At 52.1% G+C, this 20,760-nt stretch carries 20 protein-coding genes; 6 read left to right on the top strand and 14 right to left on the bottom strand.

The features are described 5' to 3' along the window. Window positions 1–70: 70 nt before the first annotated feature. On the bottom strand, window positions 71–697 hold the full coding sequence (locus EHT87_RS29890) for an ABC transporter ATP-binding protein (RefSeq protein ID WP_124910450.1): 627 nt from the start codon (window positions 695–697) through the stop codon (window positions 71–73). A 74-nt stretch (window positions 698–771) separates the two neighbouring features. On the opposite strand from EHT87_RS29890, the gene purN reads away from it, so the two are divergent. Together purN and EHT87_RS29900 are read left to right on the top strand one after the other, a co-directional pair. After that, window positions 772–1,362, top strand: a complete 591-nt coding sequence (purN, locus tag EHT87_RS29895; protein WP_124910451.1) for a phosphoribosylglycinamide formyltransferase — start codon at window positions 772–774, stop codon at window positions 1,360–1,362. A 9-nt stretch (window positions 1,363–1,371) separates the two neighbouring features. Further along, entirely contained in the window at window positions 1,372–1,803 is a 432-nt protein-coding gene (locus EHT87_RS29900) for a YbjQ family protein (RefSeq protein ID WP_229321471.1), read from the top strand. Window positions 1,804–1,806: 3 nt separating this feature from the next. Here EHT87_RS29900 and EHT87_RS29905 read toward each other — a convergent pair whose 3' ends face one another. The 5 genes from EHT87_RS29905 to EHT87_RS29925 all read right to left on the bottom strand — a co-directional run bounded on the left by EHT87_RS29905 (window position 1,807) and on the right by EHT87_RS29925 (window position 7,083). Then, entirely contained in the window at window positions 1,807–2,043 is a 237-nt protein-coding gene (locus EHT87_RS29905; RefSeq protein ID WP_124910452.1) for a DUF4834 domain-containing protein, read from the bottom strand. A 165-nt stretch (window positions 2,044–2,208) separates the two neighbouring features. Then, on the bottom strand, window positions 2,209–2,643 hold the full coding sequence (locus EHT87_RS29910; protein WP_124910453.1) for a putative toxin-antitoxin system toxin component, PIN family: 435 nt from the start codon (window positions 2,641–2,643) through the stop codon (window positions 2,209–2,211). Window positions 2,644–2,729: 86 nt separating this feature from the next. Then, entirely contained in the window at window positions 2,730–2,945 is a 216-nt protein-coding gene (locus tag EHT87_RS29915; RefSeq protein WP_124910454.1) for a hypothetical protein, read from the bottom strand. A gap of 104 nt (window positions 2,946–3,049) precedes the next feature. Then, entirely contained in the window at window positions 3,050–5,944 is a 2,895-nt protein-coding gene (carB, locus tag EHT87_RS29920; RefSeq protein ID WP_124910565.1) for a carbamoyl-phosphate synthase large subunit, read from the bottom strand. Window positions 5,945–6,252: 308 nt separating this feature from the next. Continuing rightward, window positions 6,253–7,083, bottom strand: a complete 831-nt coding sequence (locus EHT87_RS29925) for a class I SAM-dependent methyltransferase (protein WP_221622093.1) — start codon at window positions 7,081–7,083, stop codon at window positions 6,253–6,255. A gap of 129 nt (window positions 7,084–7,212) precedes the next feature. Between EHT87_RS29925 and EHT87_RS29930 the strand changes: the two genes are divergently transcribed. Then, complete coding sequence (locus tag EHT87_RS29930; RefSeq protein ID WP_124910455.1) at window positions 7,213–8,688, top strand: hypothetical protein; 1,476 nt, start codon at window positions 7,213–7,215, stop codon at window positions 8,686–8,688. Between the two features lie 10 nt (window positions 8,689–8,698). Then, the gene (gene blaOXA / locus EHT87_RS29935) at window positions 8,699–9,496 is read left to right on the top strand and encodes a class D beta-lactamase (protein WP_124910456.1); all 798 of its coding nucleotides are present in this window, start codon (window positions 8,699–8,701) and stop codon (window positions 9,494–9,496) included. 12 nt (window positions 9,497–9,508) lie between these two features. On the opposite strand, the gene ggt is transcribed toward blaOXA, so the two are convergent. Beyond that, complete coding sequence (gene ggt, locus EHT87_RS29940) at window positions 9,509–11,269, bottom strand: gamma-glutamyltransferase (RefSeq protein ID WP_124910457.1); 1,761 nt, start codon at window positions 11,267–11,269, stop codon at window positions 9,509–9,511. Window positions 11,270–11,399: 130 nt separating this feature from the next. Here ggt and EHT87_RS29945 point away from each other — a divergent pair, with 130 nt between their 5' ends. After that, window positions 11,400–11,735 (top strand): GNAT family N-acetyltransferase, encoded by a 336-nt coding sequence (locus tag EHT87_RS29945; protein ID WP_374756050.1) that lies wholly within the window; start codon window positions 11,400–11,402, stop codon window positions 11,733–11,735. A 6-nt stretch (window positions 11,736–11,741) separates the two neighbouring features. On the opposite strand, the gene EHT87_RS29950 is transcribed toward EHT87_RS29945, so the two are convergent. The 7 genes from EHT87_RS29950 to EHT87_RS29980 all read right to left on the bottom strand — a co-directional run bounded on the left by EHT87_RS29950 (window position 11,742) and on the right by EHT87_RS29980 (window position 19,602). After that, on the bottom strand, window positions 11,742–12,959 hold the full coding sequence (locus EHT87_RS29950; RefSeq protein WP_124910459.1) for an alpha/beta hydrolase family protein: 1,218 nt from the start codon (window positions 12,957–12,959) through the stop codon (window positions 11,742–11,744). 129 nt (window positions 12,960–13,088) lie between these two features. Next, window positions 13,089–14,645 (bottom strand): DHA2 family efflux MFS transporter permease subunit, encoded by a 1,557-nt coding sequence (locus tag EHT87_RS29955; RefSeq protein WP_124910460.1) that lies wholly within the window; start codon window positions 14,643–14,645, stop codon window positions 13,089–13,091. A gap of 66 nt (window positions 14,646–14,711) precedes the next feature. Then, window positions 14,712–15,821 carry an HlyD family secretion protein gene (locus EHT87_RS29960; RefSeq protein WP_124910461.1) on the bottom strand — a complete coding sequence of 370 codons (1,110 nt, stop codon included), beginning with the start codon at window positions 15,819–15,821 and terminating at the stop codon, window positions 14,712–14,714. Between the two features lie 24 nt (window positions 15,822–15,845). After that, window positions 15,846–17,177, bottom strand: coding sequence for a TolC family protein (locus tag EHT87_RS29965; RefSeq protein WP_124910462.1), 1,332 nt, complete (start codon window positions 17,175–17,177; stop codon window positions 15,846–15,848). 1 nt (window position 17,178) lies between these two features. Beyond that, window positions 17,179–17,610, bottom strand: a complete 432-nt coding sequence (locus EHT87_RS29970; protein WP_124910463.1) for a MarR family winged helix-turn-helix transcriptional regulator — start codon at window positions 17,608–17,610, stop codon at window positions 17,179–17,181. 201 nt (window positions 17,611–17,811) lie between these two features. Further along, entirely contained in the window at window positions 17,812–18,216 is a 405-nt protein-coding gene (locus EHT87_RS29975) for a nuclear transport factor 2 family protein (protein WP_124910464.1), read from the bottom strand. A 33-nt stretch (window positions 18,217–18,249) separates the two neighbouring features. Continuing rightward, complete coding sequence (locus EHT87_RS29980; protein WP_124910465.1) at window positions 18,250–19,602, bottom strand: DUF418 domain-containing protein; 1,353 nt, start codon at window positions 19,600–19,602, stop codon at window positions 18,250–18,252. 195 nt (window positions 19,603–19,797) lie between these two features. Here EHT87_RS29980 and EHT87_RS29985 point away from each other — a divergent pair, with 195 nt between their 5' ends. Then, entirely contained in the window at window positions 19,798–20,469 is a 672-nt protein-coding gene (locus EHT87_RS29985) for a DUF4369 domain-containing protein (protein ID WP_124910466.1), read from the top strand. Window positions 20,470–20,760 lie beyond the last annotated feature (291 nt).

Genomic DNA, 20,760 nt, shown 5'->3' on the forward strand with positions numbered 1-20,760 from the left:
AGTTTAGGGTTAAAAATCAAGAGTATTGAGCTGACTTTCAACTATAAACCATACACCTTAAACTATAAACTTACAAAATCACCTGCTTCGAAAATTCGTCTTTCAACCGCTGGTCGTGCGTCACCACAATGAGGCTGGCCCCGATTTGCTCGGATTGTTCCCGCAGCAAGGCCACCACGCGGGCGCAGTTGACGTCGTCGAGACTGGACGTCGGTTCGTCGGCCAGAATAACACCCGGTTTGTTCATGACGGCCCGGGCGATGCTAACGCGCTGTTGTTCGCCCTGGCTCATCTGGTGGGTTTTCTTGTTCAGATGATCGGCAAAACCCAGATGTGTCGCCAGTTCACGGGCGCGGGTTTTATCCTGCGGATTTTTGGCCAGATAATTAGCCAGCAGGAGGTTATCCATCACCGAAAGGGCGCTGACAAAATGCGGTTTCTGGTAAATAATGCCCACATGAGCGGCCCGGAACGTCGCGGTTTTGGCGGGCGGTAATTGGGTCAGATCAGTTTGGTCGATGGTAACGGAGCCCTTTTCAGGCCGAAGAAGTAACGCCAGCAAATGGAGCAGCGTCGTTTTGCCCGTACCCGATTTTCCCAGAATCAAAACCGCTTCGCTATCGTTGCAGCGGATGTCCGGAAATGCGAATCGCTTGGTCGGGGAGTACGCAAAGGTCAGTTGATGCGATTGAAGCATACGGCTAATATCATCAAATTTTTTCGAAAGATACGTAGGTTTGTAGCGTTATTGCGTCTCCTTTTGATCAATCCATGAAGCGAATTGCCATTTTTGCCTCCGGCTCCGGAACCAATGCGGAGAAAATTGCCGGTTATTTAACGGATCATCCCGAAATTGACGTTTCGCTGATCCTGACCAACAACCCGAAAGCCGGGGTTATCGAGCGGGCGCGCCGGGGGTTCGGTCCCGAACAGCAATTGCATGTTCCGGTTTTGGTGTTCGACCGGCGAACGTTTTACGAGACCGACCGCATTGTGCAAATGCTTCAGAGACAGGAAATTGATCTGATTGTACTGGCGGGTTTCATGTGGCTTATACCGGAAACGCTGGTGAAAGCGTTTCCTCAACAAATCATCAACATTCATCCGGCTTTGTTGCCCAAATTTGGTGGGAAGGGCATGTACGGCCATTTTGTGCACGAAGCCGTGGTCGAAGCCGGCGAACTGAAATCGGGGATCACCATTCATTACGTGAATGAACACTACGACGAGGGAAACATTATTTTCCAGGCTTCCTGCGCCCTCGAACCGTTTGATACGCCGGAGGAGGTGGCCCGAAAAGTGCAGGTTTTGGAACACCGGTATTATCCGGAAGTGGTGGAGAAAATTGTACTGAATAAATAAGTTTGAATCATGACTAGCGCACATCGAATAACGAAGGTCGTCCCGTACGGTTTTGCGGGAATAATGGGCCTGATGATAAGTCTGGCGGGGTGTTTTCGACCGGCGATTCCGATTTCGATGTCGCCCAATTATCCGGTCGACGTGTTTTATGAAAGCCAGCAACCCGACCGGCCGTTTACGGAAATGGAATGGCTGGAATACAAGGAAGAGTTTCCGCTGGTCGACCAGCAGAAACCGCTCAAGGGTCGGATGGTCAAGCGGGGCAATACCATCGAGCAGAAAGAACTACTGCTGGCGCGGTTAACGATGCAAGCTAAAAAAATGGGAGCGGATGCGCTGATTGCGGTCCGGTATCAATATTACAGTTCGGCCACCGTCAATGGGTATTCGATGCGGGGCATGGCCGTAAAATATCAGAAAGAACGCGAAGTGGGCCAGTAAAACTTACTTCACTTCGTCGTAATCCACGTATTCTCCGCCTTTCAGTTTGGAGTCATTGGCACCGGGCGTGGTGGTGTAGACCCGGGTTTCGCCTTCGCGGCCGCCCCGGTTAAACTGTTCGTTGGCTTTCCGCTGCTCTTTGGCGATTTGCCGGCCAACCAGCAGCCAAAAGAAAAACCGTCGTACCGGCGGTACAAAAGCGATCAGGAGCAGAAGAACGAATAAGAATTTAAAAATCATGCTGAACGACTGGGTGTTCGGGTTATGAGATACCTTTATAACGCAAAAGCCAATTAAACAGTTGCTCTACTGATATTATAAAATACTTAAAATGTTATGGGGCATCCCGTCGTCCAGGCCGAGAAATGGTGTGCCTTTTTGATGCAGGCGTTTCCTATTCAGATTTCAAGGCTGAATATACCGGTCACAGAACTCGCGCGGAGATAAAATTTCAATAGCACCGAATTGGACCAAATCCAACAGATCGCGATCGCCGGTGATGATAAAATCCGCATTTACAAATTGGGCTAATTGCAGGATGTGGTTATCGTCGGGGTCGCGGCAAGCGGCAAGCAACTCGTTATCAGGAAAAACCACTTGATGGCGTATCCGTAGTAGTTCGTTAATGGCAGAACGGCGTTCGGTAGAACAGCGGAATTTGGGAAGACCTAATTTTCTGTCTAACTCGTTGAGAATCCATTCTGAAGTAAATAGTTGAAAATTTACCGCGCAAAAATCGTGGACTTTGGCAGAGAAACCGGGAAATACGAAGGTAGAAATAAAGACGTTTGTATCGAAGACAATGACTGTCGAAGCCGACAGGGCTGGACTCATTTCCATAATAAGAATGAATTAAGAAATGGAAACCGACAGTCCGGTAGTCGATTGACCTAAAAATAGGCAAAAATAATTTTGTCAATGGCGAACTAAGAGATGTCTGTGAATATATCTTCTTCCGATTGAAAGCCTGCTTCTTCGGCGACACCTTTCATTTCCTGGCGAATCTGATTCACTTTTTCCAGATACAAATAGTCGGCTACAATCTTCTGAATTAACTTTTCGGAGGATACGTTAAGTTGCTTTGACTTCTTCTGCAAGTCATTGAAAGCCGTTTCTTCAAGAGATAAAGTCAGAACTATCATAATTCTCTTTTTACTAAATATCCGACTTCATAACGTAAAAAACAAAAAAACAGTTGAGTTAACCCCGAACGGGCCAACTCAACTGTTTTGTACTTGGTATCCTTCTACCGGCTCAAATACAAATTCCGCTCGGAGTAGACGTTCAGGAAAAAGTCGTCTTCCAGATCGTCGATGAAGTAAATTCCTTCACCGGTCGATTTCATTTCCGGGCCGAGTTCCTTGTTCACGTTCGGAAACTTGTTGAACGAGAAGACCGGTATTTTGATGGCGTAGCCCTTTTTCACCGGTTTGAAATCAAAATCCTTCACTTTTTTCTCACCCAGCATCACCTTCGTCGCATAATTGACATACGGTTCCTGGTAGGCTTTGCAGATAAACGGCACCGTCCGCGACGCCCGGGGATTGGCTTCGATGATGTAGACGACCTCGTCTTTAATGGCAAACTGAATGTTGATCAGCCCGACGGTTTTCAGCGCTTTGGCAATCGTCCGGGTGTGCGCTTCAATCTGCTGCACCACGGCGTCGCTCATATCGAACGTTGGCAACACCGCGTAGGAATCACCGGAGTGAATACCGGCCGGTTCGATGTGCTCCATCACCCCGATGATATACACATCTTCGCCGTCGCAGATGGCGTCGGCTTCGGCTTCAATGGCGTTCTCGAGGAAGTGGTCGAGTAGAATGTTGTTGTCGGGAATGTCGTGCAGAATCTTGACCACGTGCTGCTCCAGTTCCTGTTCGTTCAGGACAATTTTCATGCTCTGGCCACCCAGAACGTAGCTGGGCCGCACCAGGAGCGGAAAACCGAGCTCGCGCGACAGTTCGACGGCTTCGTCGGAACCGCGCACCGTCCCGAATTTGGGATACGGAATGTTATAATCCCGCAGCAGGGCTGAAAAACGGCCCCGGTCTTCGGCCAGATCGAGTGATTCGTAGTCGGTACCGATGATTTTAATACCGTAGCGCGTCAGTTTCTCGGCCATTTTCAGGGCGGTCTGGCCGCCCAGCTGCACAATGACTCCCACCGGATTTTCGTGCATGATGATGGCGTGAACGTGTTCCCAGAAAACCGGCTCGAAATACAACTTGTCGGCAATGTCCGGGTCGGTCGAGACGGTTTCGGGATTACAGTTGATCATAATCGTCTCATAACCACACTCTTTGGCCGCCAGAACGCCGTGTACGCACGAGTAGTCGAACTCGATTCCCTGCCCGATCCGGTTCGGTCCTGACCCGAGGATGACCACTTTTTTCCGGTCACTGATGATCGACTCATTGCCCGCCAGCATACCGACCGGCAAAGCGCCTTTTTCGGGAAACTCACCCCCGGCACTGGGCAACTGCGGACTGTTGAAGGTCGAGTAGTAATAAGGTGTACGGGCCTCAAATTCGGCCGCACAGGTGTCGACGCACTTGAACACGCGCCGGATGTTATGCTCCTGTCGGAAATTATAAATCTTACTTTCTTTTACCCCCAGAATGTGTGCCAGCTGGCGGTCGGCATAGCCTTTCTGCTTGGCTTTCAGGAGTAAAGCCGGGGGCACATCTTCCAGTTCGTACTGCCCGATCTCTTTTTCCAACTCCACCAGTTCTTCAATCTGATACAGAAACCATTTGTCGATTTTGGTCAGATTCTGGATGGTTTTGAACGACATGCCGATTTTGAAGGCGTCGTAAATATGAAAGAGCCGGTTCCAGCTCGGATGGGCCAGACTTTGCTTGAGGGCCGCCTGGTCGGTCAGTTCACGGCCGTCGGCACCCAGGCCGTTGCGCCGGATTTCGAGCGACTGGCAGGCTTTCTGCAACGCTTCCTGAAAGTTGCGGCCAATGCCCATGGCTTCACCCACCGATTTCATTTGCAGACCCAGCGAACGGTCGGCACCCGGAAATTTATCAAAATTCCAGCGGGGTACTTTCACGATGACGTAGTCGATGGCGGGCTCAAAAAAGGCGGAGGTCGAGCCGGTAATCGGGTTGGTCAGCTCATCGAGGTTGTAGCCAATCGCCATTTTGGCGGCAATTTTAGCAATCGGATAGCCGGTTGCTTTCGAAGCCAGGGCCGACGAACGGCTCACGCGCGGGTTGATTTCAATGGCAATGATGGAGTCATCGGCCGGATTGACGGAAAACTGCACGTTACACCCCCCGGCAAACTTCCCGATTCCGTCCATCATTCTAATGGCCAGATCACGCATTTGCTGGTACAGCGTATCCGGCAGCGTCATGGCCGGAGCCACGGTGATGCTGTCGCCCGTGTGGATGCCCATCGGGTCGAAATTCTCGATGGAGCAGATGATGATGAAATTACCGGCTCCGTCGCGCAGCAGTTCGAGTTCGTACTCTTTCCAGCCCATCACGCTCTGCTCGATCAACACTTCGTGAACCGGCGACGCGTGCAACCCGTTGTTCAGCGCTTTATCAAAATCTTCCGGTTTATCGACAAAACCGCCCCCGGTTCCACCCAGGGTGTAGGAAGGTCGAATTACCAGCGGAAATCCGATTTCCTGCGCAATTTCTTTGCCTTCCAGAAAGGAGCGGGCCGTACGGCCTTTGCAAACGCCGACCCCCAGTTCGATCATTTTCAACCGGAATTTCTCGCGGTCTTCGGTGGTTTCGATGGCCTTGATGTCCACGCCGATGATGCTGACACCGTATTTTTTCCAGATACCGGCTTTCTCGCAGTCGATGGCTAAGTTCAAAGCCGTCTGACCGCCCATTGTCGGTAAAACCGCATCGATGGGGTGACCAGCCTCCTGATGAGCCTTGAGAATTTCAATAATGGATTTTTTCTCAAGCGGTTTCAGATAGACATAATCGGCATTGATGGGGTCGGTCATGATGGTGGCCGGATTCGAGTTAATCAGCGAAACCACGATACCTTCTTCGCGCAGCGAACGGGCGGCCTGTGAACCGGCGTAATCAAATTCGCAGGCCTGACCAATAACGATAGGGCCGGAGCCGATAATGAGAATCGAACGGATGGAGGAGTCTTTGGGCATTACAGTGAGACGAATGAATAATGAATCTGGCGACCGTTGGTACGGCAAACCGATGAAAAATGCGTGCTGAATCATCAACACACAATCACTATTCCTGACCCCCTGAAACGTACTGGCCCGAAGCGAAAACAGGTTGGCACAGCGACCGGAACGCAGCCACATGGCGAACCGTTTAGTTGCTTCCGAAGCCAATCTGTTTCGGTATGGTCAAAAATCCCACAAAATTAGTGGATGGTGACGAATTAGGAAGAAAAACTTTTAAATGTTTTTGTCGTTGCTCCGAAAACTGCGGAGCAACGACAAAAACCCTATTTTTTAGTAACAAAAATCAAATCCTGGTAATCGATGGTATTCTCGCGACCGGGCCAGCTTCCGAATTTGACATCACGGATGGTCAAACCGGCTTTTTGAAACGATTCGCGGGCATACGTCTCGTCGAAAGCAATCATACTTTCGGGTAAATCCTGGATGTGAACCATCGTGCGGTCGGTGTAGGGCGTCAGAACGCGATCGTATTTATTTTTCTTTTCCGCATTTAACCGGCGCGATTCGTCATTCAGCCAGAACATGGTAATATAGCCTCGGGCCCCTTTCTTCAACACCCGCGAAATTTCGGCCAGATACCGCTCGAAATCCGCTTCGAGCATGTGGGTAAACACCGAATTGAGGATCACATAATCGAAGGTCGCGTCCTCGAACGGAAACCGCAGTTCGTGGCCCTGCATCGTTCCCTTCGGGTTATACATCTTATTGTAGACGTTCAAATGGTGAAAATTGAAATTCGGGAAGCGTTTATGAATTTCCTTGTTACACCAATCGACGCCTTCTTTCACAATTTCAATGCCGTCGTACGCACCAGTCGTCAGGTATTTGGTCAGTGGAACCGCCAGTCTGCCAATACCGCTGCCCACGTCGAGAACGCGGTCGGTCGGTTTCAGATTACCAATCGCGGCCATGCGATCGATACCGAGCTGGCCCACCTTTTTGAAATCACCGTCACCGATAAAAATCATTCTTGATGGAGGAGTCAGCTCATCCCGCTCACCGGTAATGATCTCCAGCTGGTCAATTACCGACAAGGGAATTACCTGTTTCAGCGCCGTTTTTATCGAGTTGGGAATCAAACTTTTCAGACCCATTATGGATTGGTTTTTGGTTTTAAATGGGAGGCAAGTTAAACATTAAAGCCATATTTTTGTAAACTTATGCCCAATTTGACGCTTTGAAAGAAAGCGATCGGGCGAATTTAACTGTATAGTTTTACGAATATGATGATACGTCGACGTGCATGGCTGTTGATCGGGGTGGTAGGTCTGACGTTTGCAGGCTGTTATAAGTACGAAGAGCGTGTTTGGCGGACTCCTTCCAACCAGGGCGGCTCGACGACAACGACGCCCGGCACGCCGGGATCATCCAATCCGGGGGGGAGCGGGCCGGGCACCTCGCCCATAACCGGTTTGCCCAATCCGCCGGCCCGGCCTTCCTACATCGATAACGGGTCGCTCCGGCTGAGTGTCGATCTGAATATGGGGGGCGCCATCACCTACCTGGCGGCTTCGGCCAATGGGCAAAACATGGTTAATAACTGGGACGCGGGACGGCAAATTCAGGCGTCATTTTATGCCGGTCCGGATACCTTTACGCCCGATGGAAAACCGGCCCATCCGCTCTGGCAAAACCTGGGCTGGAATCCGGTCATGTCGGGCGACGTTTTTGGCAATCGCTCCAAGGTGCTCGAAACGCGCAACGACGGACAACAGATTTACGTCAAAACCCAGCCCATGATTTATCCCAACGATAACATCCCGTGTGAATGTACGGTTGAAACCTGGATTGCGCTCGACAAGAATACCGTTAAAGTTCGCCACCGGCTGAATAACAACCGGACGGATACCAAACAATATGCGGCTAAACCGCAGGAATTGCCCGCTATTTTTCTGAATGCTCCTTTTCGCAATATTGTGACCTATACCGGCACCCGCCCGTTTACCAATGATGTTCTGACCCGAACCCAAAGCCAGACGGTCAACGAAATTGCTGGTGGAAAAGCACTTGTTTCCCCGGAAAACTGGATGGCGATGGTCAATGACGCGAATTGGGGGCTGGCCGTTCACAAAGCGAACCATCAGTATTTTATCGGCGGTATTTTTGGAACGTCACCCGTTGGGGGCGAATACGATTTCACAACGGCGTACATTACGCCCTCGGCGTATGAAGTGATCGATTACAATATTCAGTATCAGTACGATTATACGCTGGTGGTGGGTTCGCTCGATGACATTCGAAAATTCGTTTATGCCCAGCCCCGCCCCCGAACAACGCCGGATTACCGCTTCGTGGCCGACCGGCAGTCGTGGTGGTATTATCTGGGAACGGATCGGGGCTGGCCCATTAAGAATGAACTAGATATTCCACTCGATAAAGGAAGTTTTCTGCTCTCCGGCCCGGCTGAAACGTGGCAGGCTGCCGACATGCCGAAGGTCTACGTCCGGGCGGCTCTCAAAACCGATGCAACGCAGGCCCGGCTCCGCTGGATGGCGCCGGGTGATCCGGAATTTGTCCCGGCGCACCTGGTCGATTTTCCGATTATTGGCGATGGCGAATACCGGACGTATGAAATTGATATGACCAAAGTGCCCGCCTGGAAAGGAACCATTCAACAACTGGGGTTTGAACCGGCGCTGGGCGAAAAAGGCGGGGCGGGCAAGTTTGCCAAAATTCAATTCATCTCGTCAAAACCGTAACGGGCCTTTTATGAAAATACTGGTTGCGCTCGCATCCATTTTCCTGTTGAGCTACCGACCCGCTTCGGTTACGGAGCGCCCGGATTTTGAGCGGTATTTTACCGAACAAAAGCTCAAGGGGTCCTTTTTGCTCTATGATCCGCAACGCGATCATTATACAGCCTATAATTTTGAACGCACTCGCCAGGGGTTTCTGCCCGCTTCCACGTTCAAAATCATCAATACGCTGATCGGGCTGGAAACCGGTGTTTTGAAAGACGAAACTTCCGTCATGAAATGGGATAGCGTCAGGCGGGACATCGAAACCTGGAACCGCGATAACACACTCGAAACCGCTTTTAAAGTATCGTGCGTGCCGTGTTATCAGGAAGTAGCCCGAAAAGTGGGGTTGAAACGGATGCAGGAATGGGTCGGAAAAGCCGGGTATGGCAACCTTGATATTCACGCCGACAACCTCGATAAATTTTGGCTGGAGGGCAAATCCACGATTACGCAGGAGCAGCAGGTCGACTTTTTGCGCCGGGTCCACGACGGCAATGTGCCGTTTGCCAAAAAGAATCTGGCGGTATTGAAAAAAATTATGCTCCTGGACGAGAAGCCCGGCTGGAAACTGTACGGCAAAACTGGCTGGGCCGCCGGCAGTGCCAACCCCAACATCGGCTGGTTTGTGGGCTATGTCGAAAAAGGGGACAAGGTCTATTATTTTGCCACAAATGTGGAAAGTCCCAGGCCCGTACCCGATACATTTATTCCCGCCCGCCGGCAAATTACCGAAGCGATTTTGAAGTCGCTGGGAGTTAGCTATTAACTTTTAATTCCCTTAATAGCCCACTGCCTGGCCATCTTTCCGCATTTCTGACGCGCCGTGGTACACTTTGTTTGTGGTATCGGAGAGAATGGCCTGATAACCACCAAAGAAATCCTTCGAAATCAGGTGGTGGCCCCGGCGTTCCAGTTCGTAGCGGACTGCGTTCGGAATACCACTTTCCAGGGCCAGGTGACCGCCGTCGAGCATCATCGTGCCGATGGGTTCGCTGCTGCCGGAATGGCTAAACCGGGCGGCATCACCGGCTTCCTGCACATTCATGCCGAAATCGATGATGTTGCACAGAATCTGAACGTGCCCCTGCGGCTGCATGGCCCCGCCCATTACGCCGAAACTCAGGAATGGTTTGCCTTCTTTCAGCACAAAAGCCGGAATAATCGTGTTGAAAGGCCGTTTGCCCGGTTTGTATTCATTGGCATGACCCGGTTGCAGGTTAAAACTTGTGCCCCGGTTGTGAAAGGCAAAGCCCAGTCCGTCGGGCACCAGGCCGCTGCCAAATTCGAGCATGTTACTTTGGATCAGGGATACGATATTGCCTTCGTCGTCGGCTACGGTCAGGTAAGTCGTGTCACCTTCCCGCAACGGCGGGGCGCTGGAATCGATGCGTTTGGCCGCCTGTCTGGGATCGATCAATTTCCGCCGTTGGGTAGCATAGTCTTCCGAAAGCAGCCACGACAGCGGGATTTTGGAAAATGCCGGATCGGCATAAAACCGGGCGCGGTCTTCAAAAGCCAGTTTTTTGGCTTCCGTCAATACATGCAGGTAATCGGCGCTGTTATGACCCATCCGTTTCAGGTCATACGCTTCGAGGATGTTCAGCATCTGGAGCACCGCGATGCCCTGGCCGTTGGGCGGCAGTTCATACACATCGAAGCCCCGGTAATTGACCGACACCGGATCGACCCAGGTACTTCGGTGTTCGGCCAGATCTTCCTTTCGCAGATACATCCCGACTCTGAGGGCATACCGATCGATCACCCCGGCCAGGTCACCCCGGTAAAAAGCATCGCGGCCACCGCTGGCAATTTTCTCGTAGGTAGCGGCCAGATCCGGGTTTTTAAAAAGCTGGCCTTCTTTGGGCGGCTGCTGGTTGATCAGAAATGTACGGCGAAAGTTGTCAAATTCCTGAATCGTCGACTGGCTCGCTTCCAGCCGACGCACGGCTTCCCGCCAGGAATACGCAATTACCTGCGGAACCGGCGCGCCTTCGCGGGCGTAGTGGATTCCCGGAGCCAGCAGTTTTTTCATGGCTAATTTGCCAAACCGCTGGTGCAATTCGAACCAGCCGTCGACGGTTCCCGGCACCGAAACCGACAAAGGTCCGTACAGCGGAATTGCCTTTGAATCGCCTAGAACCGCTTTTAGTTTTTCAGTCGTCAACCCTTTGGGCGAGCGTCCGCTGGCGTTCAGACCGTAGAGCTTCTGGTCTTTTGCCGACCAGACCAGGGCGAATAAATCCCCGCCAATACCGCAGTTATTGGGCTCCAGAACGCCCAAAGCCGCGTTGGCCGCAATGGCGGCATCGACGGCTGAACCGCCCTGTTTCAGGATGTCGAGCCCGACCTGCGACGCCAGCGGATGGGCCGTCGCTACCATTCCATGACTAGCCACCACCGGACTTCGCGTCGCAAAATTAGGGCCGCTGATGCGGTCGCCTTTTCCCGTTTGCGCCAGGAGTCGTGTTGCGGACAAAAGAATAACCAGGTAAAAACCGGTTCGGAAAAAAAACGCACCCTGCTCAGATTTCGTGCTCATCGTTCAATACATCAGGCTTGGAATGTAAGTTATCAAATAAGGAGAACTGAAATGGATTTCCTACCCGGAAAGCGCCTGTAATTTGATTTATTCCTATATTTCCGCAAACGGGGCGCAATGCTTTTCGACCATGCGGTCGGCAGCCCCGGATTTTAATCCCAAAAACATGGCAGAAATTAAATTTGATCTCGATACAAAAAGTCTTGGCGCCCTTTATCTGTATGAAGAAGGCGTTAAAATTGGTGAAATGGTCGTCAATATTGCCGATGGAAAGCTGACGGTTTACCACACCGAAGTTGTTCCGGAGGCAGAAGGTCACGGCTACGCCAAACAACTGCTGGATGCGATGGTGACTTACGCCCGGGAAAATAACCTGAAAGTGGTTCCGCTATGTCCGTATGTACACGCCCAATTCAAGCGTCATCCGAACGATTATGCGGATATCTGGAACAAACAGGAAGAATAAAGGCGATCAACGCCTGAACTGAAAAGGGCTGGACACGATCGCTCCCCGTTCGTCAACGACGTTTAGCAACCAGATCGTCGCGTCAGGCGGTGGTGCGGGAGCCATAACCTGATTGCCTTTCAAGGCTGCGGGAACCGTTGTCCAGCGCCGGTTTTCAAAGGGCAGGCTCGTATCCGTCGTGTAGGCCAGCGTGGCCGATGTTAAGGGAACCGGTGCCGTTACCCGGGCGACCACATTCCCGTTTTGCGTGGAGACGGCTCCCAGAACGGGCAGCGGTTTTCCGCCGGTCAAATACGAATCGACAAACCAGCCGATTTCCTGCGGTTCCCACCCTTCGCGGTGGCCGTGTTTCATCGTGGTGGTGATGCGGTAGTTTTTGGGACTTTTCACCCGATCATAGGTTTGGGAAAAGCTCGTGGGCGGATAAAACCGATCATTCGTGCCGTTCACCCAGAGCATCGGCATGCGGGCTTGTCCGACAAAGTGGGAAGGATCGAAGCGGTCCATCCAGCGTTTCCGCTGATCTGGGGGTGTATCGCCCAACTCTTTATCGTGGAAAAAACCGCCCGGCTCGTCGATAAAACCGCAGCCGTAAACCGGCACGGCCACTTTAAACCGGTTGTCCAGCCCCGCAACGATGCAGGTCAGAAAACCGCCCCAGCTGATGCCCGTGAGTGCTGTCCGGCTCGAATCGACGCCCGGCAGGCTGCGCAGCAAGGAGTGGGCGCGGATAACGTTGGCGACGGCGTGGTATACCCACTGTTTGTCGGCCGTACTGTCGATGCTCCTGAATTTTGCGTTCGGATTCTGGTCGGGTCCGCCGAGCGGCAGTCGTTTCCCGTCGGCACCGTTGCCGCCCAGATCCATGGCCAGAGCGGCATACCCGCGTTTGGCCCACAATTCGGCCCATTCCCGGAAGGCTTTGCCGCCCCCGCCGTGCACCAGAACGATGGCAGGGAGGTTGCGGTCGTCGGCCGGTTTTCCGGATAAACTGCCGGGCGTGGCATAATACGCAAACACTTGCGTGTGGGGGTGCGGGCCGTATTTTTCTCCTTCGTACAGGATCTGCCGGACCCGCGCGGTATCACTCGTTTGCCATTGAAAGCCCGGAATCTGCTTCAGCTTTTCCACATTCCAGGGCAGATGCTGGGCGAAAACCGGCCCAACCGATGGTATCAGAAGCAGGCTGAGCAGGAAAGGAAAGAGCAGGAACGGTTTTTTCACGGGGAAACGGGTTTAGGAATGGGCTGAAATGGCTTGTGGTGGCAAGGTAACGGTAGTGGCAAAGTAAAAGAAACGGTTCAGGAAGGCAATTCTTCCTGAACCGTTTCTAGGAGCTAAATGGGAAATTCCTTATTCCATCACCATTTCCGTGTGTGCCGAAGCTTCGATTTTCTTACCGGTAAACAACAGCAGCAAGGGTACGCAGACCAGGAAAAACGCACCGATGACCAGAAATGCATCGGCGTATGTCATCACCAGCGCCTGTTTGATGACCGCGCCCTGCATCACCCCGTAGGCTTTGCTGGTGGCCGTCACCAGCGCATCACCTTTTGACAGAAACAGGTTGGTATACTGGCGGATCCGCTCGGCGGACAAGGGGTTGTAAATCGAGATATTGTCGCCCAAACGCGACGAATGAAGGACGGTCCGCGTCGAAATGTACGTCGTCATGATGGCGGTTCCGAAGGTTCCTCCCAACTGACGAATCATGCCCGTCAGGGCCGAACCCTGCGGAATTTCGATGTTCTTCAGGTCTGCTAAGGTGATGGTAGTCAAGGGAATGAAAATCAATCCCATGCCAATCCCCCGGACAATGAGCGGCCAGAAGAAATAATCCGGTCCGGCGGCCAGGCTGATGGCCGACAGATCGAAACAGAAACCGAAAAACAGGATGAAACCGATGGCGGCATACCAGATGGGCGAAATGTAATTCTTACTCAATAGCCCACCCACCACCGGCATCATCAAACCCGTTGCCAGCGAACCCGGCATTAAGAGTAAACCCGTCTGACTGGCGGTGAATCCCAGGATGGTCTGACAGAAAACCGGGATGATGAAAACCGACGCAAACAACCCGAAACCGAGGATGAAATTAAACAGGGTTCCGACCGCAAACCGGCGCTGACGCAGGAGACTCAAGTCGAGAATCGGAAGTTTGACGGCCAACTCGCGCCAGATGAAACCAATCAGTCCCACACCGGCTACAATCGACATACCCACGATGAATCCCGAGTCGAACCAGTCTTTTTCCTGCCCTTTTTCCAGAATGATCTGCAAACCGCCGATTCCCATGATAAGCAGGATCAAGGCGAGCCAGTCCATCCTGCCCGCCAGCACTTTCTCCGCCGGTTCCTTGATGTAGGTATAGGTCAGGAACGTTGCCAGAATCCCGAAGGGAATGTTGATGTAAAACACCCAGTTCCACGACAGATTATCCGTAATATAACCGCCCAGTGTGGGGCCGATCGAGGGGCCGATAATAACACCCATCCCGAAAATGGCGTTGGCAATTCCCAGTTGTTCTTTCGGAAACGTCTGAATCAGAATGGATTGAGCGGTTGTCAACAAGCCCCCACCGCCGATTCCCTGCACAACCCGGAAGAAAACCAGTTCCCAGACGTTGGTGGACGTTCCGCAGAAAACTGACGCGATGGTAAAGAGAATGATCGAGGCTGCGAAATAATTCCGGCGACCCAGTTTGGCCGTCAGCCAGCCCGACATCGTGATCATCACGGCGCTGGCGGCTGCGTATCCCGTAACCACCCAGCTAATGTCCCCCAGCGATGCGCCGAGGTTGCCCATCATCTGGTTCAGCGTTACGTTGACGATCGACGAATCGATGGTCTGCAACAGCGCGGCCGTCGTCACCGTGATGACGACGATCCATTTATCAAATCCTAACTTCATAGTATCAAACTCGAATGAGAGTGGAAATAAAGGATCGACGGTTTTGAGCCCGTCGATCCTGATCCGTTATTTCTGTAAATCCACGGCAACCGTCGCACTCATACCGGGGCGGAGTCTGGTGTAAAGCGGGCTTTTGGGGTCCAGATCAATCCGGACCGGAATCCGTTGTACCACTTTTACGTAGTTACCGGTAGCATTGTCGGGAGGCAGCAACGAGAATTTTGCGCCTGTTGCACCGGCAAACGAACCCACGTGGCCCGTCAGTTTTTCGCCTTCAAATGCGTCTACGTCCACTTCAACGACCTGACCGGGCTGCATTTGCTTCAGCTGCGTTTCTTTGAAATTGGCCGTTACCCACAGGTTCGAGTTTCCCACCACTGAGCAGATTGCCTGGCCCGCCTGCACCAGTTGACCCACCTGAACGGCCCGCTTGGAAACCACGCCGGCAACCGGAGCCCGCACAATGGTGTACGACAGTTGCAGCTTCGCCATGTCCAGGTCAGCCTGCCGCTGCTTTACGGCAGCCTGTGCCACCGAAATCTGGCCTTCCGTAGCCCGGTGCTGCGAGCTGGTTACACCCGTTTGCGTACCGGCCGCGTTCACCTGCGACTGAGCGGTTTGCAACTGCGCCTGAGCCGCCTGCAACTGCGCCTGAGCCGCATCGCGCTCGGCCAGAACGTTGTCGTACTGTTGTTGCGGCACCGATTTTTCGGCCAGCAGACGCCCGTAGCGCTCAAAATCCTGGTTGGCTTTGCGGGCCCGGGCTTGAGCTGCGGTGACGTTAGCCTGCGCGGCAGCTACCTGATTACGAGCGGTTTGAACGCTGGCCTGTGAGCTTTCGACCGTGGCCGATGCCACACCCACATTGGAGCGGGTGACGCCCGCACTCGCCATTGCGCTTTGCAAAGCGGCTTCGGCCTGAGCCAACCGGATGCGGTAATCGGCATCGTCAAGAATAACCAGCGTATCGCCTTCTTTCACAAACTGATTGTCTTTGAATCGAATGGCTTTTACATACCCACTGGCTTTGGGAATAACCGGGTTCACGTCCCCGTCAATCTGGGCGTCGTCCGTGGTTTCGTGGCGTTGCAGGTAGCGGAATTCGCTATACCCGAAAAAGAGAGCAAGGGCAACAATCAAAAGGCCCCCGACGCGGAATAAGGTTTTCTTGTTCATGGCTGTATCGTCTGACAAACGAGATTAATTAAGGTTGTTGCCCGTGGCTTTCAGCAATCGCTGGTAGGCGAGTTGCGAGTCCACCGTGGCATTGATCACATTGAGTTGGGCCTGGAGCAGAAAGCTGTCGGCTTCCAGTAAATCGGTTGCGCCAACCAGCCCGTTGCGAAACCGGGATTCTGTCAAACGGTAATTTTCCCGGGCTTGCGTCAGGGCCGTCCGGATCACATTCTGCTGCTCCAGCGCCAGCTGGTAATTGTTATAGGCCGTCACCACTTCCGATTGAATCTGATCGGTTTGCTGCTGGCTTTGCAGCGTTGCCTGATCGATGGCGGTTTTGGCTTCGTTCGTTTTTCCTTTCAGGTTATACAATGAGCCGATGTTGTAGGTCAAGCCCGCGCCGACGTTCCAGGTGCTCACGAACGATTTGGCTTCCGGAATCAGCCGGGCCGTGGGGTTGATGTAGTTGAAACCCGCCGACACACCCAGGTGCGGATACCGGCTGCTCCGGGTGTTGCGCAGCAGCGCTTCCGCCGATTGAAGCCGCAGGGCGTTCGCCTGCACTTCCGGACGCGCCTGAACGGCCTGCGCCAGAAAACCGCTCAACGGTTCCAGCGTTGCAACGGGATTGGTCAAGGTCGTATCGACCGCAATGAACTGATCGGTGGGCAAACCAACGAGCAAATTGAAATTGTAGAGGGCCGTCTGGCGAGCCTTATCGACCTGTAAGCGGCTCAGATTCAGATTGTTTTTCTGCAACTGGATCTTCAGTACTTCGTTGGCAGTTACAATGCCTTCTTTTTCCATATTGCGGGCTTCCCGCTCTTTCTCTTCAAATTGCCTGATACTCTGATCGATAACGGCGGTCGACCGAATCAGTTTAACGATGTTGTAATACGCGTCGGTTACCGTATAGACCAGTTCCGAGCGGTTGCGCTGGGCGTCTAACCGGCTGGCTTTCGCCAACAGATCCGCCGATTTTTCCGCCGACTTCTCGGCAAAACCGCCGAACACTTCTTTCGTGATCGTTACGCCCCCAATCATGGCATTGAACGCTCCGGCGGGAATGCTGAGGGCCGATTTTCCGTCTTCCCCCGCGCCCAGCGAAAAAGGACCGGTCAGCGTATAGCGCGAATAAGCCAGCGATGCGTTGGCCTGGGGCAGACTCCGATCTTTGGTTTCCTGCGAACGGGCTTCGGCGGCCAGGGTTCGCGCATCCGCCAGTTTAATTCCCTTGTTGTTTTGCAAAGCCAGTTGGATGGCCTGGCCGAGCGGCATGACTGTCGGCGTGGGTTGGGCAGCCACCCATCCCAAACTCAGCAGCCAAAAAGCCGTTCCTATTACGTACTTTTTCATGTTAGCGATTTCTAATTTTATCCAGGAGTGTATTCAGTAGTCGTACTTCTTCATCAGTCAGGTGACTCACGATGGATTCAAAATCGTTGAATTCAGCCGCGGCTTTTTCCACAAACCGTTTCGATTCTTCCGTCAGCCGCAGATTTACCCGGCGCCGGTTTTGGGAATCGATCTCACGCACAATTAAGTTTTTGGCCACCAGGCGATCCGTAAGCCGGGTGATATCCGAGTTTATTTCGATCATTTTTTCCTTCAACTCACCAGCCGTCAAGCTGTTTGGATAAACCTCGGAAAGGTGCCGTAAAACGATGTACTGCTGCACCGACAGATCGAACGGAGCTAGTTTCTGCGCAAAATAATTCATGATGTACCCATCGGTATGGTGCAGATTGGCGATCAGCCGATGGTATTCATTGCGAAATTGCTTGTTCATAGTGGTTAAGAAAACCCAAAAGTAGATCCTATATTCGTTTAAACAAATATCGTTTAAACAGAAGTTGCCGCATTCGGATTAAAATACAATTAAAACACTTGAATGGCCTTGATGAGGAGATGAAATAGGATTTTTGTGATGATAAATGTAAAAGTCCCTGGCTCCGGAATCCATTTCCTCGGACCCTTGAGTTGATTTTTGTCAGGGTTTGTAGTCGAAGTAGACCCGCCGGATTTTGCCGTTTTCGATTTTGTAGGTAACAATAGAGTCGACGGTTCGCCCATCGGCGCGACCGGTCACTTTTTCCTGCATAATAACCGTATTGCCCAGAACAATCCGGTTCAGGACCTCACAATGCAGGGCGGGATTGTTCTCGAAAAACCGGGCGTAATAGGTCCGTAATTCCGCTTTGCTGTGGAATTGCCGGATGAGCTTTTCAGCGAACAGAAACAGGGCCGTACTGTCGCTGTAGGGCGCCACGAAGCCGGCGACATTGTGGGCATTCCAGGCGTCGATTTGCTGCTGCACCAATTCCGCTGGAGAAGGCTGCTGGGCGAAGGCGATTGCCGTGTTCCAAAAAACCAGAAAAAGGATTCGTTGTAGCATCGTCAAAGCTTTTTGAGAGTCTACATTCCGGCGCTACAAAGCCATCGGTTGCCGTTTCCAGTAGGTCAGCGAGCGCCAAACCCATTCGAAGGGGCCGAAACGGAAAAACCGGAGCCAGATGGCGGAGAAAATGAGCTGAAACAGCCACACGGCGGCAACGACAAAATACAGTTCGTAATACGACAGTTTGCCAAAATAGCCAAAACCGTATCCGTAAAAAAACAGCGTACAGATGATGCTCTGCATCAGGTAGTTGGTAAATGCCATTTGCCCGACATTGGCCAGGGCTTTCATCAGCCACGGAACGAGGTTCGAGCGGTAGATCAGCAGCAGCAAACTCGCGTGACCCAGCGCAGAGGTTGCCCGGCGGATGTGGTAAAAAGCCTGAAATGGAAATGTATCCGCATCCAGTGTTTTGCCGGGATTCGTGAACCAGGCGACGCCATTCCAAAATGCAAACCACCCCAGGGTCAGGCCAATGCCGTAACCCGCCAGGAGGGTAATGACGTACGTTTGAGTGGGTAATTTATTGGAGAAGAAGCCCCATTTAAACAGGGCCATTCCCAGAAACATCAGCGCCCACGCATCCCAAACGAAGTTCTGGTAGAATTTAACGGATTCAAATTTGGTGTTTAGCGGCAGGTACGTACTGAATACCGTCGCGTAGCTGCCCCGCATGCTTTTGTTGTTTTCCTCTTCTTTCTTTTTGTCGTATTTTGTGCTTTTTTCTACCGCCAGCCAGCCTTCTTTGGCTTTTTTTAGTTCATCGGTGAGCGGTTTCTTCTGTTTTTCCAGTTGAATGGCTTTGAGGTATCCTTCGCGGTTCTCTTTACTTTCCATCGCCCTGAAAATCCCTTTGACGCCCAATACCGCCACGCAGAAAAACGCGATCAGGAGGTACGTTCGGGGCTTCATTTTCCGGAATGGAAACAAAAACAGGCCGCAAACGCCATAGGTATACAGAATATCGCCGGGCCAAAGCAATAAGTAGGCATTGAACATGCCGAACACAATGAGCCAGAATAACCGCCGGTAATAATAATCCGGCATGCCGTAGCCGTCGGCCAGCGTGTCTTTTTTGGCCATAAACAGCAGCATTCCCGCTCCGAACAACATGGAAAACAGCGCCCGCATGGTGCCTTCAAAAACGACCGAAACCGTCATGAACGTGCGAAAATCCGGCGAGTCGACCGGCGCCGTGAAAAACCGGGGTGTGGCCGTGTGTGACAGGCCGAAATACGGGATATTCATCATCAGAATACCGAGCAGCGCAAACCCGCGAATGACGTCTACGGTTTGAATACGGTCGGCTTTGGCAACGGGCTGAGCCGCTGCGTAGCGGGTTGCTTCGGAATCCGAAGGGACGGTAGCAGAGATGGCATCCATGCAGTAGCGTCGTAGCGGTTAAGGAAAAGGTTTTGATTTGAAAAGGCCAGAGGATAAGTTTACCACCGGATTGGGCAAACAAACACCGACCGAAAGGGTATTTTTGTTGTTTATTATCCGTAATATACCGGGTTACATTCTGGGTATCAAAACGTTTTATTAAACGGCAGACTTCAAAAGCCTCACCATTTTACCATGAAAAACAAGTTTTTTATTCTCGTTCTGCTGATCAGCTTTGGGTTTTTGACGTCGGTTCAGGCTCAGAAAAACGTCAGGCTACAGGGCAATGTCAGCGGACTCGGTACGGTTATGGTTTATCTCAAGAAAACCGACAATGCCAACAGCCGCCCCGTGATCGTCGATTCGACCCGGGCAGTCGATGGCAAGTTTACATTCAGTCGCAGCATTCCCGAAATTGATTTCTACAACGTGGTGGCCGCCGGTTTGCCGGGGCAGGTGCAATTCATCTGGGACGGCGATTTGACGCTCGAAGGGACCCGCGACGCCTTCCGCGAGTCGGAAATAAAAGGATCGCCGTTGACGGATAGCTGGCTGAAATTTCAAAATGAAGTAGACCGCCCGTACCGCAATGTGCTGATGGATTTGTACAACGACCGCCAGCGTTCGACCGGCGATACGGCGATTGCCAACCGCGTTGCGCGGGAAGAAAAGCGGTTGAAGGCAGAGCAGAACCAGAAAGTGGCCGCGCACATCAAGGCCAATCCTGATTCGCAACTGAGCCTGTATCTGCTAAACTGGTACTGGAATCAGTTTCCGAAAACCGAGGCCCGGGCCATGTACGACAAACTCAGTAGTTCGTTTAAAAGCCATACACTGGCAAAACGGTTGCAGAATCAGCTGAAATAAATCGTTTTTCGTTGACTTCCTATTCTTGAAACCTGCCTGCAAGAATAGGAAGTTACGGCATTGTGTAACTTCTGTAGAGCAGTTGATTCTTCAAGAAAGAAAACCACAGAATCCTTCTATTAAAGTAACCAATTGCTGGTGTTACATTCGTCAATAGAATTGATTGCAAACACGTGGATAGCGCTAAAAAATTACGGCTTCATTATAAAACGTACGCGGACCTCTACAACAATCTCTTCATTGTTAACGCATTTGCCATACTAGTTTATACGATATGGTATCCGATAGGGC

This window comes from Larkinella knui, assembly GCF_003858645.1.
GTDB classification, from domain to species: Bacteria; Bacteroidota; Bacteroidia; order Cytophagales; family Spirosomataceae; genus Larkinella; species Larkinella knui.